This is a genomic window from Paenibacillus sp. FSL L8-0502 (assembly GCF_038593055.1).
GTDB classification, from domain to species: Bacteria; Bacillota; Bacilli; order Paenibacillales; family Paenibacillaceae; genus Paenibacillus; species Paenibacillus polymyxa_D.
This window is the reverse complement of the sequence record NZ_CP151958.1, coordinates 5323328-5339962: the sequence shown is the minus strand read 5'-3', so window position 1 is coordinate 5339962 and position 16635 is coordinate 5323328. Positions and strand designations below refer to the sequence as shown.

Here is a 16635-nt window from a genome sequence, read left to right as displayed (position 1 = left end):
AAAAAGTTTTACTTTGGCAACGGTAATATTATGGTATATAATCTCCTTAACTTAACACTGTTAACTTATATAACGATGTTAAAAAAAGGGGATGAAATCATGAACCAATATGATGTTATTGTCATCGGTGCAGGATTGGGTGGCTTATCCTGTGCAGCAAGACTCTCTGCGCTCGGTTACCGAACAGCTGTTTTTGAGAGCCATACTCTGCCCGGCGGTTTCGCAACTGAATTTACAAGAAAGGGATATACCTTTGATGTCTCCTTGCATGGTGTCGGCGGACTCGAGGAAGGAAGCTTTGGTCAGATGCTGAAGGCCTGTAATGCGGACCAGCGAATTGTTCCTCTCCGCAAAAAGCACCCTTACTCCATTCGTTGGGAAGGCCAGAACATTGATATTCCGTCCGATGTTCAGGAGTATGTGCAGCTCCTCAAGAACATGTTTCCTACTGAGGTGAAAGCCATTGACAGTCTATTCGCGGGCATTCGTCGTTTTGAAACAGGCTTTTCTGCTTTTTCTACTCTCACTTCCTGGCGCAAGGCGGTTGGCCTGCTCAAAGCTGGGACCTTTTTCCGCTGGACGCAAATGACCACCTGGGAAGCTGTAAGCCAGTTTGGGTTATCTGACCGCTTCACGGAATTTTTCACCGCGCTGTGGGCCTATTACGGATTGCCTCCAAAGCGACTTGCGGCCCTGTATTTTTTTATTCCCTGGATCGGCTACCACATGGAGGGGACGTATTACATTGAGGGAGGCGCACAGGCTTTATCCAATGCACTGGTTGACGCTATTAAGTCAGCGGGAGGAGAAGTTCACCTGCGCAGTCAGGTATCTGAGATTATACTCGAACGTGGTAAAGCTGCTGGTGTCCGTCTGAAAAAAGGGGATGTATATAAAGCCAACTGGATTGTGTCTGGTATCAGTCCCCATCATACCTATGGCCGTCTACTGGAAAACCATGATGCTGCCCGTCGTGAGCTGGAAGCTGTCAGCAGTTTGGAGACTGGCACGTCTCTCACCCAGCTATATCTGGGATTATCATGTGAACCTCATGAGCTTGGCATCACCGAAGAAGACTTAATCCTGCGTAATGAGCCGGATTCGGAGACAGATTATGAAGTAATGATGAGCGGCCAGTATACGAAAGGCAACTGGATGCTCACGAATTATAACGCCATGGACCCTAAGCTCAATGAACCGGGAAAGGGTGTCATCGCAATTACATTTTTGGACAGATTGGAGAACTGGCCTGCCGCACGTCCCGAATACAAAGCCAAAAAAGAAGCCGTGACACAGCAGATATTGGGATGCCTTGAACAGCTGTATCCGGGTTTTAGCAGCAAAGTGATGGTAGCCGAATTGGGCACACCACGCACGATGCAGCGTTATACCGCTAATCCCGACGGGGCTGTTTATGGCTACGCACAAACGGTTCGGCAGTCCGGTATAAAAAGGCTCAAGCACAAATCAGCAGTAAAGCGTCTATCATTGGTAGGGGCCTGGACACAGCCTGGGGGCGGGTTTCAAGGGGTTATGGAATCGGGTATAATGGAAGCTGATCGTATCGCCGCCAAATTGGGGTAGGCAGAAAGGGCAAGTACATCTACTCATGAAACATATCAAACGCCGAGAACGTGAAAGCAATGAGATCCGCCGGAAAATCATTGAGGCCGCCCGATCGCTTTTTCTGAATCAAGGGTATGCTGAAGTCTCCATGCGCAAAATTGCGGATCAGATCGAATATTCACCAACAACTATTTATCATTATTTCGCCAATAAGGAAGCAATTGTAATTGAACTCCTGCTAGAAGGAAATGCCTTGTTTCTGCAGGCTCTTCAGCAACGTGCGGATGAAGCACAGGCAGCGGGATTGAACGCTCTGGACACACTGAAGGCGGTGTCTGATGCGTATGTTCGTTTTGGAACGGCTAACCCGGAATATTACAACATTTTGTTTATCAGCAACCTGGAATCTGTAAGCTTGGTTAGTCTTATAGACAGTGGGAGCCTTAAAGGCTTTGAGCTTCTTGAAGCTGGGCTCAAAGCCGTTATGGAGGAGGGTTCCATCATTCAAGGAGATGAGCGCTTGTTCGCCAGCTCTGTATGGAGTATGCTGCACGGCTTGACTTCTTTGCTCCTGAATTTTGATTTTCCTATGGCACAATCAAATGATGAATTGATTTCATTTACTATAGATACTTTCCTCAAGGGGTTAAGCCGCTGATGCAGCGGCTAACTTTCTTTACCTCACATCACTGTACATGTGAATCCGCATACGACCCTTCCGAAAGATTAACGAAGTTCCAAATCTGAAAGCTGCTTAAGCACGGCTTCAATACGACGTTTATCTTTTTTGAGCATCACGAGCTGCAAAGAAGCAAGAAGCAGATCTGAGATATTGGCCCAAGCGTCTGCTTCCAGAGCGGGCAGAAGATCCCGATGAATCATAATATCTAGCCCCTCCGTTGCAATCTTCTGATGAAGCTCACTACTGGATAGCCATTCAATCACCTGCTCAGCTGTAGGACAAGAGTAGGCGAAAAGTACTGCCCAGCCATCGACCGGATGATTGACCTTATCCCGTATCCAGTTAATGACCTGCGGTGAATGAAAATGCTGTAGCTGCCCATTAGCGGTGTATCCTTCTAATTTGCCATCTGCAACCGAATGCTGTAGCAGGTGATTGCAAACACATACCAAGCCTTCCTGCCCGGGTAGGCAGCGGGCGCTCAGATAGGCGCGTGTGGACGCAAATGCACCCTTAGCATGTAGGGTATTGTTTTGTGCTAAAGATGTCCATACTTGCGCGGTTTCCGGTTCCCACAAGGAGCGGACCCAATCAGCAGCCCCAACCCCTGCGGTCTCCCCTACCCAAACGGCCCATGTAGAGAATGGAACCTGGCTATGTTGAATGTTCTGCCAGTGCTGCTCCCAGGCAAGAAAAATATCCTTTGGATCATAGGCTTGAAAAGCCTGCACCACAGCAGGATGATCTACGCCATGCATGGTGGTGTAATGGATCAGCGTCTCCAACGACTGCGCATCCTCCAGCTTCATCGTACAAAACATGTCCAACCAGCGTTGCCACAGTTGTAGTGGTGGACTGTTTAGCTGAATGCCATGCTCGTCTGACACATTAGACCAATCCCACAGCCATAGTCCGTGCAAGGTGAGCATGGTTTCTATATAGGCAGGTAGATTTTCCGCGAGCAGCGTAAACTGATCCAACTCATGATCATAACAGAACACCGCTGGCTCTGTTGCGGATGTCGCCATATCAAGCAGTATCGGATCACCCGCACCATTATAATTAAGGATCAGATATCGTTGCTCGTCCGCTGCTGAGTCGGTATCTTCCCCATAAGATGTAAAATAGCCAATATACTCATGATTCCAGCCAAATTCTCCTGTGATATCGTCGAGGATATTCGGTTCTTGTTCAAGGCCATTACTGCTTTCATATGAACAAGCCGGTTCATCGGCTACAATACAGTGTTGAGGGAGGCACCATAGCAAATGTAAGCTGCCACACCGCTTTATCAACTCAGACAGGGAGGCAGGCAAAGGCATCTGCAGCCGTTCCTCCAGCTCAGTTAGTTCACTTGTAGAAATCCCCTTCGACCATTGGTATACCACGTCAGACATCCCACCTTGTCTCAGACGATCGGCGATCTGTCCCAGCTTTTCTAAGGTTCGTTCAAAATGTACTGTCATTCGTATTTGTCCTCCTCTTACTCTACAACCTGGCAATGCTCTTTTTGCAAGAATGCTAGAATTTCATCACGAAGTGCTATCGCTGTGGGTTCATAAATGATCGCCACTTCGCGTCCATATGCATAGTTAAAACGCACATATCCGCCTAGAGTCTGAAGAAAAGCCATGCAGATATGCTCGTTTTCAATCCATAGATTTGAGTCAAAATGCTGTTTAAAACGCTGAGCCAATACCTGTATAGATGCTGGAGCTATTTGCAAGGCTTGATCGTTCGGATGGGCTGAACCGCAAGCTTCCTCCGTCTCGGGTGGATTAAATAGTAGAAATGTTGCTGCTCTATCCAGACTGACAGGTTCGAAATAACGGGGGAATGGCTCTATTCTTCCGAATTCATCCTGTAGTATATGCTCCAGTGTATCTGTAAATGGAACCTGAACATCTAATGGCTTCTTAGTAATGACCTCCGAATGTCGCGGTAGCCAAAGCAAACCTTCGACCTGAGGGTGCACCGCTAGGAAATCCCCATCTATGGAGCTACCGATGACCACGCACTCGCCTAGCTGTTGCACGGTGATCGGACAGTTATCATCATGCCTCCACAGTTCGTAATCCGCATAGGATTGTAATAGTTGAGCATCAGGCGGTTCAATCACCAGCAGTCCGCAAAAGGTACCAGGCCCATAGCGGGTGAGGAATGCTACATAGGGAGGTGGTAAAGTTAATCCATAGGTATGTTCGAAAGTTGTCAGTTCTTCGGCAGCCACCGTCGTATGTTGTGTGGAAACCCAATACATATGAATACACCTGCTTTCCGGCACTCTATCTATAGGGGTAGAGTCCAAAAGTAAATGAGAGATATGCTATAATCAGGAAATAAAATAGTTATAGATTAGTCTATCTTAATTCCGTAGGAACTACAATTTGTGAGGGGACGAAGGAGGAACACATCTTATGACATCAGGGGTACAAGCCTACATCGGTCCAATTTTTGAGGAGATTGACCAGACATACGCTTCTGAGCAAAAGCGCATCGCCGAATTCCAAATCAAAAGCGTCCTTCACGAAGGGATTCATGAATACTTAAAAGTTACTTGTAAGAAGGATGGGCTGTGGGTGGATACCCACGAACCGTTTGATTGGGATCGTCGTAGACCGGATGCGGAAATTTCTGGGTTTACAGATGGGGTAACATTGCAGCAGGTGCAGGACGAATGGATGCCTATGTTCAAGGAAAAGATAGAGGCGCTATTTAATTCGGAAGAATTCAGCTCCATGTTCTTTCGTTATCGACTGGATTTTCATCTGGAAGTGGTCTTGGAGAATAAGGCCAATCATTTTACATTCTCACTCCTAAATGAAGATAAACGGCAGCAACTGTTAGCCACTATCCAACAGTTTGTAGAGCAGAAGCTCAACCCCTCCAGTAAAGCTATCCCGAAGGAAGAGGACGATTTCTTCTTAGTGAGACACTTGCTTGATCCTCATTTGTACCCTGTAAACGCCCAGCGGATGAATGAGTTGCTGAATCGAATGGATGCCAAAGTGAAGGTCAGCCGCAAGCGTGAGGAAGCATGGAGGTATCAGCTCAGCAGTGGCTTAAAGCATTGGGCTGAGGATGAATTTCTGCTGAAGTATGCGGATCGGGAAAAAAGCTATGGACTGGATTATAAAGTGAAGCCCGATATTCTCCCTTCGGAAATTCCCGCGCCAGCCATGGAGATGTTCCTGCTTACCGCGATGCGGGTGGGCTCGACCGATGCCGATGCACGGCAGAAGTATTTGGAGATTGCTGCACAGTTGGGTTCGGATCAGGCAGCCCAGTGGCTTAAGAACGGATCAGGAAGCATCCCAGCGTTATATACAAGTGAGCGAGTCATCTGCCAAGCCAATGATATTTTGCAAACGCTGGAGGTTCAGATTCGTTCAGAGGAAGAAGAGAGCTATAGAGAAGCACTCGTATATTTATGCGATATTTTAAGAAAGGGCTTTACCAAGGAATATCGGATGAAGTTCAAAAGCAAGGTGAAAAACTACCTGCCTGTACCCAAGTTGGCTAAATCTACGTTGCATCGTTTCTTCGCCAATGCACTTGAATATCCTGCGCTGCATCCGTTGCTGGCTGAATATGCTGAGGTCGTGATGGAAGAGTTCAAGTGGTATAACGATGTAGAGCCCGGTGAAAAGTCGGCAATGCCGGGAACCTATGCGGTGATGGGACTGGGCCTAAAAGGAAAGAACTATTTCCCATTAGTGAATCGTTATATGAAGCTGGTGGACAGTGAACATCAGTCCGTACAGGACGGTTACGCCGCTGTATTTGCTGACGCACACGGACTGACACCGGACACGATACCCGTTTGGACGAGGGTTCTACTGGCAGGCAACGAGTCTGCCAAACCACTGAAGTCATCCGGAATTGAAACCGTAGAGCAGGCACAGGTATTGGTGGAGGAGCTTAAGAAGCTGGAGAACTACGAACAAGAGGTGCTTGTTTATCGTATATGGGGTGGCGCGAAGAAACTAAAAAACAGCCTGAAGCAGGCTGTCCCTGAGGTAAAAGAGCTGCTGGAAACGCTTATTCCATAAAAGCATCATATTCATGATAATATCGCAGTCCTTGCGCAATGCGTTCAATATCCGGCTCGCTTCCGCTGTGGCGTAACACTTCAATGACATCCTGTACAGTCGCCACCTCCAGCCAAGATTGCACCTGATGGTCTGGCAGAGATGCAGGTATACTTTCATCACGATGATTGGTGACGGTGAGACCGGCATCCTCCAGTTCCCACAATTCTTCCTCGGGAATGATGTAATAGGTAGAATTGAGCGGATTACTTTGAACATGTTTCAGATTGGCAAATACCCATTCATTGATTTCTGTTTGGTCAACGGCATGGACCAGTGCTTCAAGGCTGTCAAAAGTTTGTATGCTCATGTATGGAGACTCCTCTCTTAGCCGCTGGCTTATGCTGTAGCTTTTGTAATATCTTTAAGATGGACTGGCGATTCTTCGCATCCTTAATGTACCTGGGAATGGAGTGGGAAGCCGTACGCATCATACCGGATGCAGGCTTTTCTCGCAACTCGGCAGAGATATAGGAGAGCAGGTAATTCAGGTGTATCCGGTTAAGAGCCCAGACAGGTTTCCCCCGATAGTAATCTAGGAAGTACAGCTGGAGCTGGAAAATAGGGTCTTTTCCGTTTTGGATCACGTTCGTATGCCATTCGCGTGATTGCACACGATGCACCGGAACCTGATTGCGTGTCTCACAGTGCGGACAGTTTATATTTGTATTTTTATGGAGTTTCGTTCGGTCATCATGGATTTCGATATTAAAATACCGTTCGCAATGGTTGCATACGCCGCGTGCATAGAATGTATAAGATTCGGGCTGCTGATATGTGTAGTAACAATGAGAACATCGAACGACGTAATAACAGTCTTTTTTGGATATGGAAATAAAAGCTTGGCCCTGACAACGGGGGCAGTGAACAGTTACCTGTTCTCCTCTTCTAATCACGGCGCTAAAGTCATATTTGTATCCATATTCATCTTTGAAGCGTTTTTGCTCCATGTTCGTTCCTCCTTTTCGGAAAGATCGTAAAAACGTACTTTTTATATTTCATATGTTATAATATTCCTTAACAACAGAATGGCTTAGATGGGCGGTCGGCTAGTCTCCTGTGAGGGAGGTGAGGCCTGTGGAGGTTAAAGACACCTTAATGTTGATGATTCAATTCGCAACGTTGGTGATTCTGATTCTTTCCTTCCATAAAAAGAAATAGACCGCCCGTGGTAGGAACCGGTCTATTTCGAATACCGTGAACTTGCAGCCACCGCCCTTAAAAGCGGCTGTTGCCAAAGAGTGAGGATGTTGACGCATCTTCACTCTTTTTTAGAATATACATCTTATTCCCATTTTAACACTTGAAAAAGACCTTTTCAATGTGCCTAAGAGCGAAAAGGTGAATAAAGATGCGCGAAAGGAGAGGGCGAGCATGAGCATTTTTACAGGACTACAGCGTCCGCAATTCCAGGCTTACTATGATGAGGCTTTTCTAATAGAGCATCGTTTTGAAAATGGTATGGGCTTTCCGCCTTCTTATATAGATTATGTCAAAACTCTTGGTTACGGGCGACTATGCGGCTTATGGAACATTCATATTCCTCTTGGCGATCACCCGGATTCATGGCTTCATCGTTGTCATAACTGGCGGGCCTGGTTTGATGATGTACTGGAATCAGAAGAGGTTTTACAAGAAGCGGCGCTGGAGCCAGATGGTTTTCCGGAGCTTTTGGAGCATGCGGTCCCTTTCGCTTCCAGTGGAGAGGATGACTTGCTGATCTGGGATATTCAATCGCCTGGTGAACGGGGGGAATTCCCAATCTATGCTTTGAATCTGCGCACATGGGGCAATTTTCGGTATGCAGCCTCGGATTTGTATAGCCTCGTCGAAGCGTTGGTGGATGAAGAGCGCGTGAAGTCGGTATTGGGGACAGAGCGTACATCATTCCCATATACGTTTGAACCCTTTTAACAGGTCAAATAACCACCTTGGCATTCAAACTTCAAGGTGGTTATTTGTGCTGCTATTCTTCCTAGCGGTCATCATATTGGGCTAAATATTGCTGTACCAACTCATATCCAGCCACGCCCATTACCGTATATTGATTATATTCTTCCAGTTCCAGATTGCGTATATATTCATCCCCACAGTATAGATGGCCCGCGCAATTAAAATATTTTAGCTGCTGTTGTTCCTCGGAAAGAGGGCGATGATCGATAATGGGCCATACTCCTTTCGTCAGATTTTGGGTGGCGGTGAATATAACTTCAAATCGGCCGCGATAATTTGTAAACGGAAGATATGTCGTTTCACCTCCGTACGCTTGATTCTGGCCTATGGATAGAACCCCGAAGGAGAACGCTTTTTTGAATCTACCATACAGTGCGCAGATCACCTGACATACCGCAAATCGGCCGTCATGCAGGGGGATAACAAAAATATCGCCTTCCTGATGTTTGATTCTTTTGAACACCATCGTCAGGCCAGCTCTTCCTGAAGGATCTCTGTTTTTAGACCTTTAGCGCTGGTAATCGTAATGCTGATCGCATCATAGCCGTTCCGCTTCGCATCTTCAAAATCGCATCGTTCGCCATTGATCAGCTCTAACTGCCCATTCTCATCTACATCGTCTGCAAACTCGTCATCCCAATCCACATTATAAAAGGCAGTTACGCTTACCTCGAAAGTATCTTCACCATCTTCGTCCAGATAGGGCAGCAGGGGAGTGCGATTGTTCTGCTGCTCCTTGGTATAAACTTCGCATAGCAGAGCATCGTAACCATGGCGGGTTCCGTCAAAAATCACGATCTGTTCACCTGTGACTGCATCTTCTGCAATAATGAGTTGGGGTGCAAATTCAGTACCAGTGATCAGCTCGTCCATAAGTTCTCCGTAATAAAAAATGTGGAATTTCGTATGTCCTGCCTGTGAACGAAGCGTACCTGTCCACTCCTGCTCGACCCATGCCTCGGGGTTTTCGGGTACAACCCAACCCTCCAAATAAGCCGGTCCCTGCTTAGCATTATGTATTTCTGTCATCATTAGGCCTTCCTTTCTGCTCGTTGAGTCGTTCAATTACCTGATTAAAAAACGTTGTAAAGTCTGTTGCCACCAGATACAAATGTCCGCATTCGTCCTGCTCTGCAATATCATAGTTCAGTTTGTCATCATAGGCATGAAGATGTGTGCGGTCCCAGTAGTACACATACGGGGTGTAGTCCTTACATGTCAGAACGTAAAAATTGTCGCCCGCATCTGCACCAATCAACAAAGCGCTCTCGACATGATTGATTTCATCCAGAAATTCATCATTAATCGCTAGAAGGTCATGATTTTTGTTGGATACCTCATATCCGAAAAAACAAGTCAAATCAATGTCTCCGTTATCCACTCGATCGAAGGGCACATTGCAATAAAAAGGGGCGGCTACATAAAATCCGTTATATTGTGAAAGAAAACGTTTATAGCCAGCGGGCAATATATGCTGTATCTGTTCCTCCAATGCTGCGATCTGGGCAGGCAAAAGCCCTGATTCAATTGCGAATGACATCAACAACCAGCCCCCTTGATTCTAGTAAACCATAAATCTCTTTTTTGGAAATGAGACGACGCAGCGGTACATCGTATGTGAAATCATGTCATCGATAGGGTGACGATTTTGTTGTCCTCATCCACATCTACCTTCACATTCACTCCTAGCTTATCCTTAAACAGCTTACTGATATTGATATAGTCATCCTTAACCGGACGGCTTGAATTACCAGTTGTGCGAGTCATCCCAGCGGTGATGATGGAACGGACGTATGTTTTATCGAGCTTGGCTTCGGGATTATAGGTATAAATCATCCGTTCCTGCTGATTATAAAAATGGGTTAATTCCGTGTAGTCGTTAGCATTCTCATACTCCTTTTCCTCACGCACATACTCGGGATGATCCATGGTATAGTGGACTCCTCCGTCCAGAAAAGGATTTTCCTTGGAGGGTCGGAGTTCATATTGTCCATAGGCTAGCTGAAACAGATACTCTAAGCCTGAGCCCTCCGCCTGGTAGTAGAGCTGACGACTGTCCCCTCTTTTATCTATAGCGGCATAGCTACTGATTAAAGGCCAGGCATCATACTTTTTATCCTTTACCTCAATGGCAAGCTTGTAATGTACAAGCACCTTTTCATTTTGAAATAATCCAAAGCTGCTCATAATAAAATACGCAGGCACACATATAATTCCGATAATAAATATGAATATAAATATTCTTACACGCATAAGTAGAGTGATTCTCCTTTGGTTGTCGATTATGTGGAAAGCTCCCGTTTGGCAGATGCACGGAATTCTTCATGCTCAACTAATTGTTTCAGAGCATGTTGTGCGAAAGGCATGCTTTTATGTACGCGAAGCAATGCAAAAGCGGCCCCCTTGACTAAGATATATGTATCACTGCGGATCAACTCTCGTGTCTGTAGTTCGATAAAGCTTCTTCTGGTCCGCCACCCTCCAGCAGTACCATAACCGCATAGGAGATCGTATCAATCCAATCGTCAAGCGTACTAATCTGCTCTACGGTCAGCAGGTGATTTCGCTGCAGCATACCATCAGGATGCAACGCCCATGCCCGTGTATACTGGCAAATCCCCCACAGAGCGGATATAAGCTCCCGTTCTACGGACGGTTTCTCCAACTCATCTGCCAGAACTTCAATGATAGTCATGAGCTCATGAAAATTATCCTCAATCAGTTCGCCTTGAAAGGGGCGAAGCATCCCTAGAAATCCGCTTCGCATTTTGGGATGCTCCAGATCATCGTGAATAAAAGAATGACAGCGTAACAGCTCGCGAGCCTCCTGTTTATTCATTCAGTTCCGTAATCTCTGCGCGGATACCTCTGCACAGAAAGCTGCCTGACAGCCCTGACAAGGCATCGATGTCAACGACCATATCAGCCTCTTCATAACGGAAGTCAAGTTGCAAAATGATATTTTCTGTTTCTACAGGGCTTAATACATGCTCTTTAGTTTCCAGAAATGTAAAAGTCACTGCATAGCGTGGGACGTCTTTTGCTGGAGCTTCAGGGATTACAGGTGCCTCAGTTGAAGGCTCCAGATCCGGTGATTTAGGGACAAGCACGCTAGCGTAGGATAGCTCAATCGTCAGCGTAATCTGGTCTTTCGTCATATTAGCAGCTGTAATTCGGTCATAATGAAAGGGAGGGAAATAGCCAAGCTTTTCGACAATGCTGTCTGCACCTTGAATAGAAACAGTTGGAGAGAAAGCCAGCTCCAGTCCGATGGACCCTGCCAGTTGGTCTTCATATTCCGGATTAATACGGACAAGGGCCTGTTCCGGCTCTACTTTCAAAATCGTGCCTATAAAATACTGTTTGCCATGGATCAGAACAATATCATGCGGAACGAACGGCAACGCTCCCCCGGCTTGATAATGAATGAGATATTCGTTCTCTTTTTTTTCAACCTTTTGAACTTGAATTTGCATAAATTGCAGCCTCCTGGGGTTAATAGTATGACGGATTGTTTAAGTGTGTGGTAAAGGGAACGGAGTCCACGATTGAAAAACATACTTCATATCCGGGGTATCGTGTTCGAGCATAAATGGAAGAATATCCATAATGGCGCGTGCTTTACTGCCAGCATAAAAGTTGCGCGAGCTATGTAACAGTTTGTTTGCCTTTATTAACTGGCTGAGCCGCAGCATAACGTCTTCCACGCTTGTTCGGTCAATACGTTTATAAACGTCCTGACGGATCGAAACAAGCATCCCGCAATTGTTGGGAGATTGACCCATAGGGCCATTGGACAAAAGAATGTACACTTCCGGCGTCGTCCCTTTGTTATAGGACGATTTGATACTAGGCGCCTCTATAACCAGCATCAAAGGAGTCAATTCATCATCGGTCACAATGCGGAGCAGTTCCTGCTTGTCCCAGCGGATCTTACCGTGTTTGGCTTTCTTGGATTGATAGATAGACACACGGGTATTGCGGATTCCTGATATATTCAGGAGCGTTTCAAAACAATCGAACAGGTTAGTAAAGCACTCTTCAGCAAACAAAGTGTGCTTCTCCGACAAGGAACCGGCCATTATAAAATTATAATGCAAGTTGTTAACCACAAGCATCCATCCTTTATTCATGAATTACCAATTCTTATACCATAATATATGACATGAAGATCGAATTCACCTTTTATATAGACTGTGGTCCTGTTCATTAAAATCGTTTGGAAACCAGTTCAACTTCGCGTATACTAGGAAAGTCATATATGGAACGGCCTGAGCCGCCTTGCGGCCGTATGTTGAGTTACATGAACAGATTCAACGATAACGGATATGCTCCCTTCCTGAAAAGGGGAGAATGAGAACCGATACAAAAATGGGAATTCTGAACTATGGAACGATAGATGTCATATGGCACATGAACCTATTTTACGTGACACATATTGAATACAGATAAGGGAAGTGAATACAACTTGAAGAATTTTACAGCATTAGGTGTGGAGCAACATTGGGTAGAAGCCTTGAAAGAGCAGGGTATCTCAGCGCCAACACCTGTACAGCAGGAGTCCATTCCACTGTTGATGGAAGGTCAGGATGTGATTGCCGAGGCACATACGGGGACAGGGAAGACGCTTGCGTTTTTACTGCCGATTTTACAAAAGCTGAATTTGGACAAGCGGCACCCGCAGGCGCTTGTGATTGCACCTACGCGTGAATTGGCACTCCAGATTACAGAGGAAGCTAAATGCTTGGCTGCTGCGGAGCCGAGTTTATCTCTACTAGCTGTTTACGGAGGACAGGACGTGGAGCGTCAGCTTCGTAAACTGAAAGGTGGCGCACAACTGATTATTGGGACACCTGGGCGACTGCTGGATCACCTGAGACGTGGCACGCTGGATCTAGGCGGCATTAAAATGCTGGTCCTGGATGAAGCCGATCAAATGTTACACATGGGCTTTTTGAACGATGTGGAGACGATTCTTCAGGAAGTTCCTTACCGGAGACAGACGATGCTGTTCTCCGCTACGATGCCAGCCGGTATTCGCAAACTGGCTCGTGTATATATGAACGAACCTGTAGATGTCAAAGTGAAATCCGCTTCTTCCGTTCCGGTGAGTCAAATCCGTCAGGTCGTTGTGCAAACAACAGACCGTGGTAAGCAACAGGCATTGGTGGATATGCTGAATACGGATCGTCCGTACTTGGCTGTTATTTTCTGCCGTACGAAGCGCCGGGCTGCCAAACTGAACGAAGAGCTGCAAGAAATGGGCTTTCAGAGCGGTGAGCTTCACGGGGATTTGTCCCAGAACAAGCGGGAGCAAGTGATGAAGGCGTTTCGTGAAGCGAAACTCCAATTGCTCGTAGCGACTGATGTAGCTGCACGCGGCCTGGATGTAGAAGGCGTCACGCATGTCTTCAACTACGACATGCCGCAGGATGCCGAAAGCTACATCCACCGCATCGGGCGTACCGGCCGTGCCGGAGGCAAAGGCGTGGCGGTGACGCTCGCTACGCCAAGGGATATTCCAGAGCTTCGGAACATCCAGAAAGTTGCTGGTGTCACATTCACCAGCAGTGAGGGCGGCGGACAGCGTAGACCTGCTTCCGATACGGCTGATCGGCAGGGTCGAGAACGCCGTTCGGGCAGAAACGACCGCCGTTCCTACGGTGGCAACGACTCCGGCGGTGGACGCCGGGGCAGCGGCCGCGAACAGGCGGGCCGTCGTGACAGTGCAGGCGGCGAACGTCGCTCTAGCCGCGGCAGTAACGAGCGCAGCGGATATGACCGCAGCAGCGGTTCCGCACGCGGAGGCCAAGGTCGCTCGGCGGGACAAAGCAGCGAGCGTGGCGGGTATGACCGTAGTAGCGGCGGTTCTGCACGTGGAGGCCAAGGTCGCTCGGCAGGGCAAAGCAGCGAGTATGACCGCAGCAGCGGCGGTTCCGCACGAGGAGGCCAAGGTCGCTCGGCAGGACAAAGCAGCGAGCGCGGTGGGTATGACCGCAGCAGCAGTGGTTCTGCGCGCGGAGGCCAAGGTGGCCGCGGTGGACAAGCCAAAGGCGGCCCGCGTGGTGGTCAAGGACAAGGAGGCCGTCGCGGACGGTCCAGATAGATAAAATAGGAGTATTCTCATAGAATGCTCCACTATGGTTATCATAATAGCCCCGGGGAGGCTCATCTTCCGGGGCTATTGTAATCTTCATCCATACCGCTGAAAGAGCAGCGCCATAAGATAAATTCAAAAGATAAATTTGGAGGGGTTATACATCATGCAGGAACAGGATATGGGCAAGCGCGCCATGGTCTCAGCATGGATCAGCCTGATTAGCAACATCCTATTAACCGGCATTAAGATTATTACAGGACTTATGTTCAACAGCAAGGTGCTGGTAGCCGATGGTGTGCATAATGCTGGGGACGTGATTGCCTCTGCAACGGCACTGGGGGCGATGCGCATATCTAGCCAGCCGCCGGATGAGGACCATCCTTATGGTCACGGCAAGGCAGAAGTGATCGGTGCAAGCGTGGTGGCGGTCATATTGTTTGGAGCGGGTATATTCATCGGCTATCATTCGATTGCAGCACTGTTCGAACCGATGCCACAGGAGCATATACTGGCATTGGTGGCCGCCATTATTTCCTTGCTCTGGAAACAGTGGCTGTATATCTACACGATTCGTATCGGGAGAGCGGCCAATAGTCAGGGTCTTATTGCAACGGCAAAAGATCATCTCGCTGATGTGTACGCCTCTGGGGCTGCTGTACTGGGTATCGGATTGGGGCTGATTGGGGAGCACTGGGGCATTTCAATCTTATCTTACGGTGACCCTATTGCGGGATTCGTAGTGGCATTGCTAGTTCTGAAATTGGCGTGGGAAATGGGCCGTGAATCCATAGATGTGCTTATGGAAAAGGCGATTGCAACGGAGGAAATTGAGAGCTACGCCGCAGCCGCACTGAGTGTAGCCGAGGTTCAACGTATTGACCGTATCCGTGCCCGTGAGCACGGCCATTATATTATCGTGGATATCCGCGCTTCAGTGGATGCCTCTTTGACGATTCAGCAGGGACACGATATTATTCGACTGATTAAGGGGGCTGTCATGAAGCGGGAACCGCGGGTTTATGAGGTGCTTGTCCATTTGAATCCATGGTATGCGGACGACCACTAGAACAGACGGCGCGAATTGACAGATAACTTGCAGGAAGGGTATGCTTTTAAAAGCCGAACGATGATGAATAAAAGCGAGGTTACCCGAAAATATGCGAAAATTTTTAAAATGGTTAGGCATTTCTGTGACTGCGGCGGTTCTTTTAGTGGGCGGATATTATACGTATTCTATATATCATTTTACGAATCAAATTTCAGTTGCTTCCGGACAGGATTCGAAATTCAAACCGCAGGCACAAACTCAAACCAATGTACAACCTGTAGAGGTATCGCTCCCACCGGAATGGGATGGGACAGAAAGAGTGAATATTCTGCTGCTAGGCGGCGACTCCCGTGGAGAGGATTCAGGGCGTTCTGACTCCGTTATGGTTGCTTCTATTGATCCGGTTACGAAAAAGGCTACACTGATGTCGATTCTTCGTGATACCTACGTCAATATCCCAGGTCATGGGCAAAGTCGATTGAATGCTGCCTTTTCCTACGGGGGACCGGATTTGACCAGACAGACCGTGAGCGACCTGCTGGGCATACCAATTCAATATTATGTATATACTGATTTCAATGGTTTTATTGCGCTGGTTGATTCTGTGGGTGGTATTGACCTGGATGTCGAAAAAGATATGCATTATACCTCCAAGGCGGATAAACACCAGTTTGATATTGATTTGAAAAAGGGAATGCAGCACATGGACGGTAAAACAGCCTTGCAATATGTACGCTTCCGTCATGATGCGACTTCCGATTTTACGCGTACGGAGCGGCAACGCAAATTCATTACTGAGCTTGGCGGTAAAATTCAGTCAACCTCATCTCTAATCAAACTGCCGAGTATTTTAAATAGCATTTCTCCTTATATTGAAACGAATCTGAGTACTACGGAAATGCTGCAATTGGCTTCATTGGGCTTTAATATCGATGCAACAACAGTAGCGAAGCAGCAAATCCCGCCGAATGAATTGGTGCGCGGGGAAACCATTAAGGGTGCGCAGGTATTGGGTGTAGACGAAAGAAAGCTCAAGCGCTTCATACAGAATCTTTTTGAACAGGAGAACAAACCTGTGACCACGACGGTGGATGCTGCAACCACGATAAATGATACTCCATAACCCTCGAAAGCAAGCGAAGTTCGTACGATGACGTACAACTTTGTTTGCTTTTGTGTTTATTTGGGTATAACC

The 16635-nt window shown here is 47.3% G+C and carries 18 protein-coding genes; 7 read left to right on the top strand and 11 right to left on the bottom strand.

Annotated elements, in window-relative coordinates:
- Positions 1-99: 99 nt before the first annotated feature.
- Positions 100-1584 carry an NAD(P)/FAD-dependent oxidoreductase gene (locus tag NSQ57_RS23310; protein ID WP_209947763.1) on the top strand — a complete coding sequence of 495 codons (1485 nt, stop codon included), beginning with the start codon at positions 100-102 and terminating at the stop codon, positions 1582-1584.
- A 25-nt stretch (positions 1585-1609) separates the two neighbouring features.
- Positions 1610-2224 (top strand): TetR/AcrR family transcriptional regulator, encoded by a 615-nt coding sequence (locus NSQ57_RS23305; protein WP_340886656.1) that lies wholly within the window; start codon positions 1610-1612, stop codon positions 2222-2224.
- A gap of 68 nt (positions 2225-2292) precedes the next feature.
- On the opposite strand, the gene NSQ57_RS23300 is transcribed toward NSQ57_RS23305, so the two are convergent.
- Together NSQ57_RS23300 and NSQ57_RS23295 are read right to left on the bottom strand one after the other, a co-directional pair.
- Positions 2293-3714, bottom strand: coding sequence for an SMI1/KNR4 family protein (locus NSQ57_RS23300; RefSeq protein ID WP_340933496.1), 1422 nt, complete (start codon positions 3712-3714; stop codon positions 2293-2295).
- A gap of 17 nt (positions 3715-3731) precedes the next feature.
- The gene (locus NSQ57_RS23295; RefSeq protein ID WP_342425368.1) at positions 3732-4508 is read right to left on the bottom strand and encodes an SMI1/KNR4 family protein; all 777 of its coding nucleotides are present in this window, start codon (positions 4506-4508) and stop codon (positions 3732-3734) included.
- 157 nt (positions 4509-4665) lie between these two features.
- On the opposite strand from NSQ57_RS23295, the gene NSQ57_RS23290 reads away from it, so the two are divergent.
- Positions 4666-6300, top strand: a complete 1635-nt coding sequence (locus tag NSQ57_RS23290; RefSeq protein WP_069010048.1) for a DUF6138 family protein — start codon at positions 4666-4668, stop codon at positions 6298-6300.
- Here the strand turns inward: NSQ57_RS23290 and NSQ57_RS23285 are convergent.
- Entirely contained in the window at positions 6290-6649 is a 360-nt protein-coding gene (locus tag NSQ57_RS23285) for a hypothetical protein (protein WP_176715670.1), read from the bottom strand. The two genes, NSQ57_RS23290 and NSQ57_RS23285, sit on opposite strands and share 11 nt — an antisense overlap.
- Positions 6630-7289: a DNA gyrase inhibitor YacG gene (locus NSQ57_RS23280; protein WP_069010047.1), complete on the bottom strand. Its 660-nt coding sequence runs from the start codon at positions 7287-7289 to the stop codon at positions 6630-6632. Before NSQ57_RS23280 ends, NSQ57_RS23285 begins: the two co-directional genes overlap by 20 nt.
- A 424-nt stretch (positions 7290-7713) precedes the next feature.
- On the opposite strand from NSQ57_RS23280, the gene NSQ57_RS23275 reads away from it, so the two are divergent.
- Positions 7714-8253, top strand: coding sequence for a hypothetical protein (locus NSQ57_RS23275; RefSeq protein WP_209947771.1), 540 nt, complete (start codon positions 7714-7716; stop codon positions 8251-8253).
- Between the two features lie 61 nt (positions 8254-8314).
- Here NSQ57_RS23275 and NSQ57_RS23270 read toward each other — a convergent pair whose 3' ends face one another.
- The 7 genes from NSQ57_RS23270 to NSQ57_RS23240 form a co-directional block, all read right to left on the bottom strand.
- On the bottom strand, positions 8315-8758 hold the full coding sequence (locus NSQ57_RS23270) for an immunity 26/phosphotriesterase HocA family protein (protein WP_029518559.1): 444 nt from the start codon (positions 8756-8758) through the stop codon (positions 8315-8317).
- Between the two features lie 2 nt (positions 8759-8760).
- Positions 8761-9321, bottom strand: a complete 561-nt coding sequence (locus NSQ57_RS23265; RefSeq protein WP_069010045.1) for a hypothetical protein — start codon at positions 9319-9321, stop codon at positions 8761-8763.
- A complete protein-coding gene (locus NSQ57_RS23260; RefSeq protein WP_340957153.1) occupies positions 9305-9832 on the bottom strand; it encodes an SMI1/KNR4 family protein in 528 nt (175 codons plus the stop codon). The genes NSQ57_RS23265 and NSQ57_RS23260 overlap by 17 nt, the downstream gene beginning before the upstream one ends.
- Positions 9833-9915: 83 nt before the next feature.
- Complete coding sequence (locus NSQ57_RS23255; protein ID WP_340957152.1) at positions 9916-10545, bottom strand: hypothetical protein; 630 nt, start codon at positions 10543-10545, stop codon at positions 9916-9918.
- 178 nt (positions 10546-10723) lie between these two features.
- Positions 10724-11131: a hypothetical protein gene (locus tag NSQ57_RS23250; RefSeq protein ID WP_029518555.1), complete on the bottom strand. Its 408-nt coding sequence runs from the start codon at positions 11129-11131 to the stop codon at positions 10724-10726.
- On the bottom strand, positions 11124-11768 hold the full coding sequence (locus tag NSQ57_RS23245) for an immunity 50 family protein (RefSeq protein WP_165146082.1): 645 nt from the start codon (positions 11766-11768) through the stop codon (positions 11124-11126). The genes NSQ57_RS23250 and NSQ57_RS23245 overlap by 8 nt, the downstream gene beginning before the upstream one ends.
- A 39-nt stretch (positions 11769-11807) precedes the next feature.
- The gene (locus NSQ57_RS23240) at positions 11808-12410 is read right to left on the bottom strand and encodes a hypothetical protein (RefSeq protein ID WP_239645239.1); all 603 of its coding nucleotides are present in this window, start codon (positions 12408-12410) and stop codon (positions 11808-11810) included.
- 350 nt (positions 12411-12760) lie between these two features.
- Between NSQ57_RS23240 and NSQ57_RS23235 the strand changes: the two genes are divergently transcribed.
- The 3 genes from NSQ57_RS23235 (at position 12761) to NSQ57_RS23225 (ending at position 16563) form a co-directional block, all read left to right on the top strand.
- Positions 12761-14398 carry a DEAD/DEAH box helicase gene (locus tag NSQ57_RS23235; protein WP_342425367.1) on the top strand — a complete coding sequence of 546 codons (1638 nt, stop codon included), beginning with the start codon at positions 12761-12763 and terminating at the stop codon, positions 14396-14398.
- A 157-nt stretch (positions 14399-14555) separates the two neighbouring features.
- Positions 14556-15458 (top strand): cation diffusion facilitator family transporter, encoded by a 903-nt coding sequence (locus tag NSQ57_RS23230; protein ID WP_029518550.1) that lies wholly within the window; start codon positions 14556-14558, stop codon positions 15456-15458.
- Positions 15459-15549: 91 nt separating this feature from the next.
- Entirely contained in the window at positions 15550-16563 is a 1014-nt protein-coding gene (locus tag NSQ57_RS23225) for an LCP family protein (protein ID WP_013312376.1), read from the top strand.
- Positions 16564-16635: the final 72 nt, after the last annotated feature.

Bases quoted from the DNA above. Each gene is read 5' to 3' on its own strand.
- NSQ57_RS23255 (WP_340957152.1), bottom strand. From the start codon at position 10,545: ATGCGTGTAAGAATATTTATATTCATATTTATTATCGGAATTATATGT.
- NSQ57_RS23225 (WP_013312376.1), top strand. From the start codon at position 15,550: ATGCGAAAATTTTTAAAATGGTTAGGCATTTCTGTGACTGCGGCGGTT.
- NSQ57_RS23275 (WP_209947771.1), top strand. From the start codon at position 7,714: ATGAGCATTTTTACAGGACTACAGCGTCCGCAATTCCAGGCTTACTAT.
- NSQ57_RS23245 (WP_165146082.1), bottom strand. From the start codon at position 11,768: ATGCAAATTCAAGTTCAAAAGGTTGAAAAAAAAGAGAACGAATATCTC.
- NSQ57_RS23310 (WP_209947763.1), top strand. From the start codon at position 100: ATGAACCAATATGATGTTATTGTCATCGGTGCAGGATTGGGTGGCTTA.
- NSQ57_RS23250 (WP_029518555.1), bottom strand. From the start codon at position 11,131: ATGAATAAACAGGAGGCTCGCGAGCTGTTACGCTGTCATTCTTTTATT.
- NSQ57_RS23270 (WP_029518559.1), bottom strand. From the start codon at position 8,758: ATGGTGTTCAAAAGAATCAAACATCAGGAAGGCGATATTTTTGTTATC.
- NSQ57_RS23240 (WP_239645239.1), bottom strand. From the start codon at position 12,410: ATGCTTGTGGTTAACAACTTGCATTATAATTTTATAATGGCCGGTTCC.
- NSQ57_RS23285 (WP_176715670.1), bottom strand. From the start codon at position 6,649: ATGAGCATACAAACTTTTGACAGCCTTGAAGCACTGGTCCATGCCGTT.
- NSQ57_RS23230 (WP_029518550.1), top strand. From the start codon at position 14,556: ATGCAGGAACAGGATATGGGCAAGCGCGCCATGGTCTCAGCATGGATC.
- NSQ57_RS23290 (WP_069010048.1), top strand. From the start codon at position 4,666: ATGACATCAGGGGTACAAGCCTACATCGGTCCAATTTTTGAGGAGATT.
- NSQ57_RS23260 (WP_340957153.1), bottom strand. From the start codon at position 9,832: ATGTCATTCGCAATTGAATCAGGGCTTTTGCCTGCCCAGATCGCAGCA.
- NSQ57_RS23295 (WP_342425368.1), bottom strand. From the start codon at position 4,508: ATGTATTGGGTTTCCACACAACATACGACGGTGGCTGCCGAAGAACTG.
- NSQ57_RS23305 (WP_340886656.1), top strand. From the start codon at position 1,610: ATGAAACATATCAAACGCCGAGAACGTGAAAGCAATGAGATCCGCCGG.
- NSQ57_RS23265 (WP_069010045.1), bottom strand. From the start codon at position 9,321: ATGACAGAAATACATAATGCTAAGCAGGGACCGGCTTATTTGGAGGGT.
- NSQ57_RS23280 (WP_069010047.1), bottom strand. From the start codon at position 7,289: ATGGAGCAAAAACGCTTCAAAGATGAATATGGATACAAATATGACTTT.
- NSQ57_RS23300 (WP_340933496.1), bottom strand. From the start codon at position 3,714: ATGACAGTACATTTTGAACGAACCTTAGAAAAGCTGGGACAGATCGCC.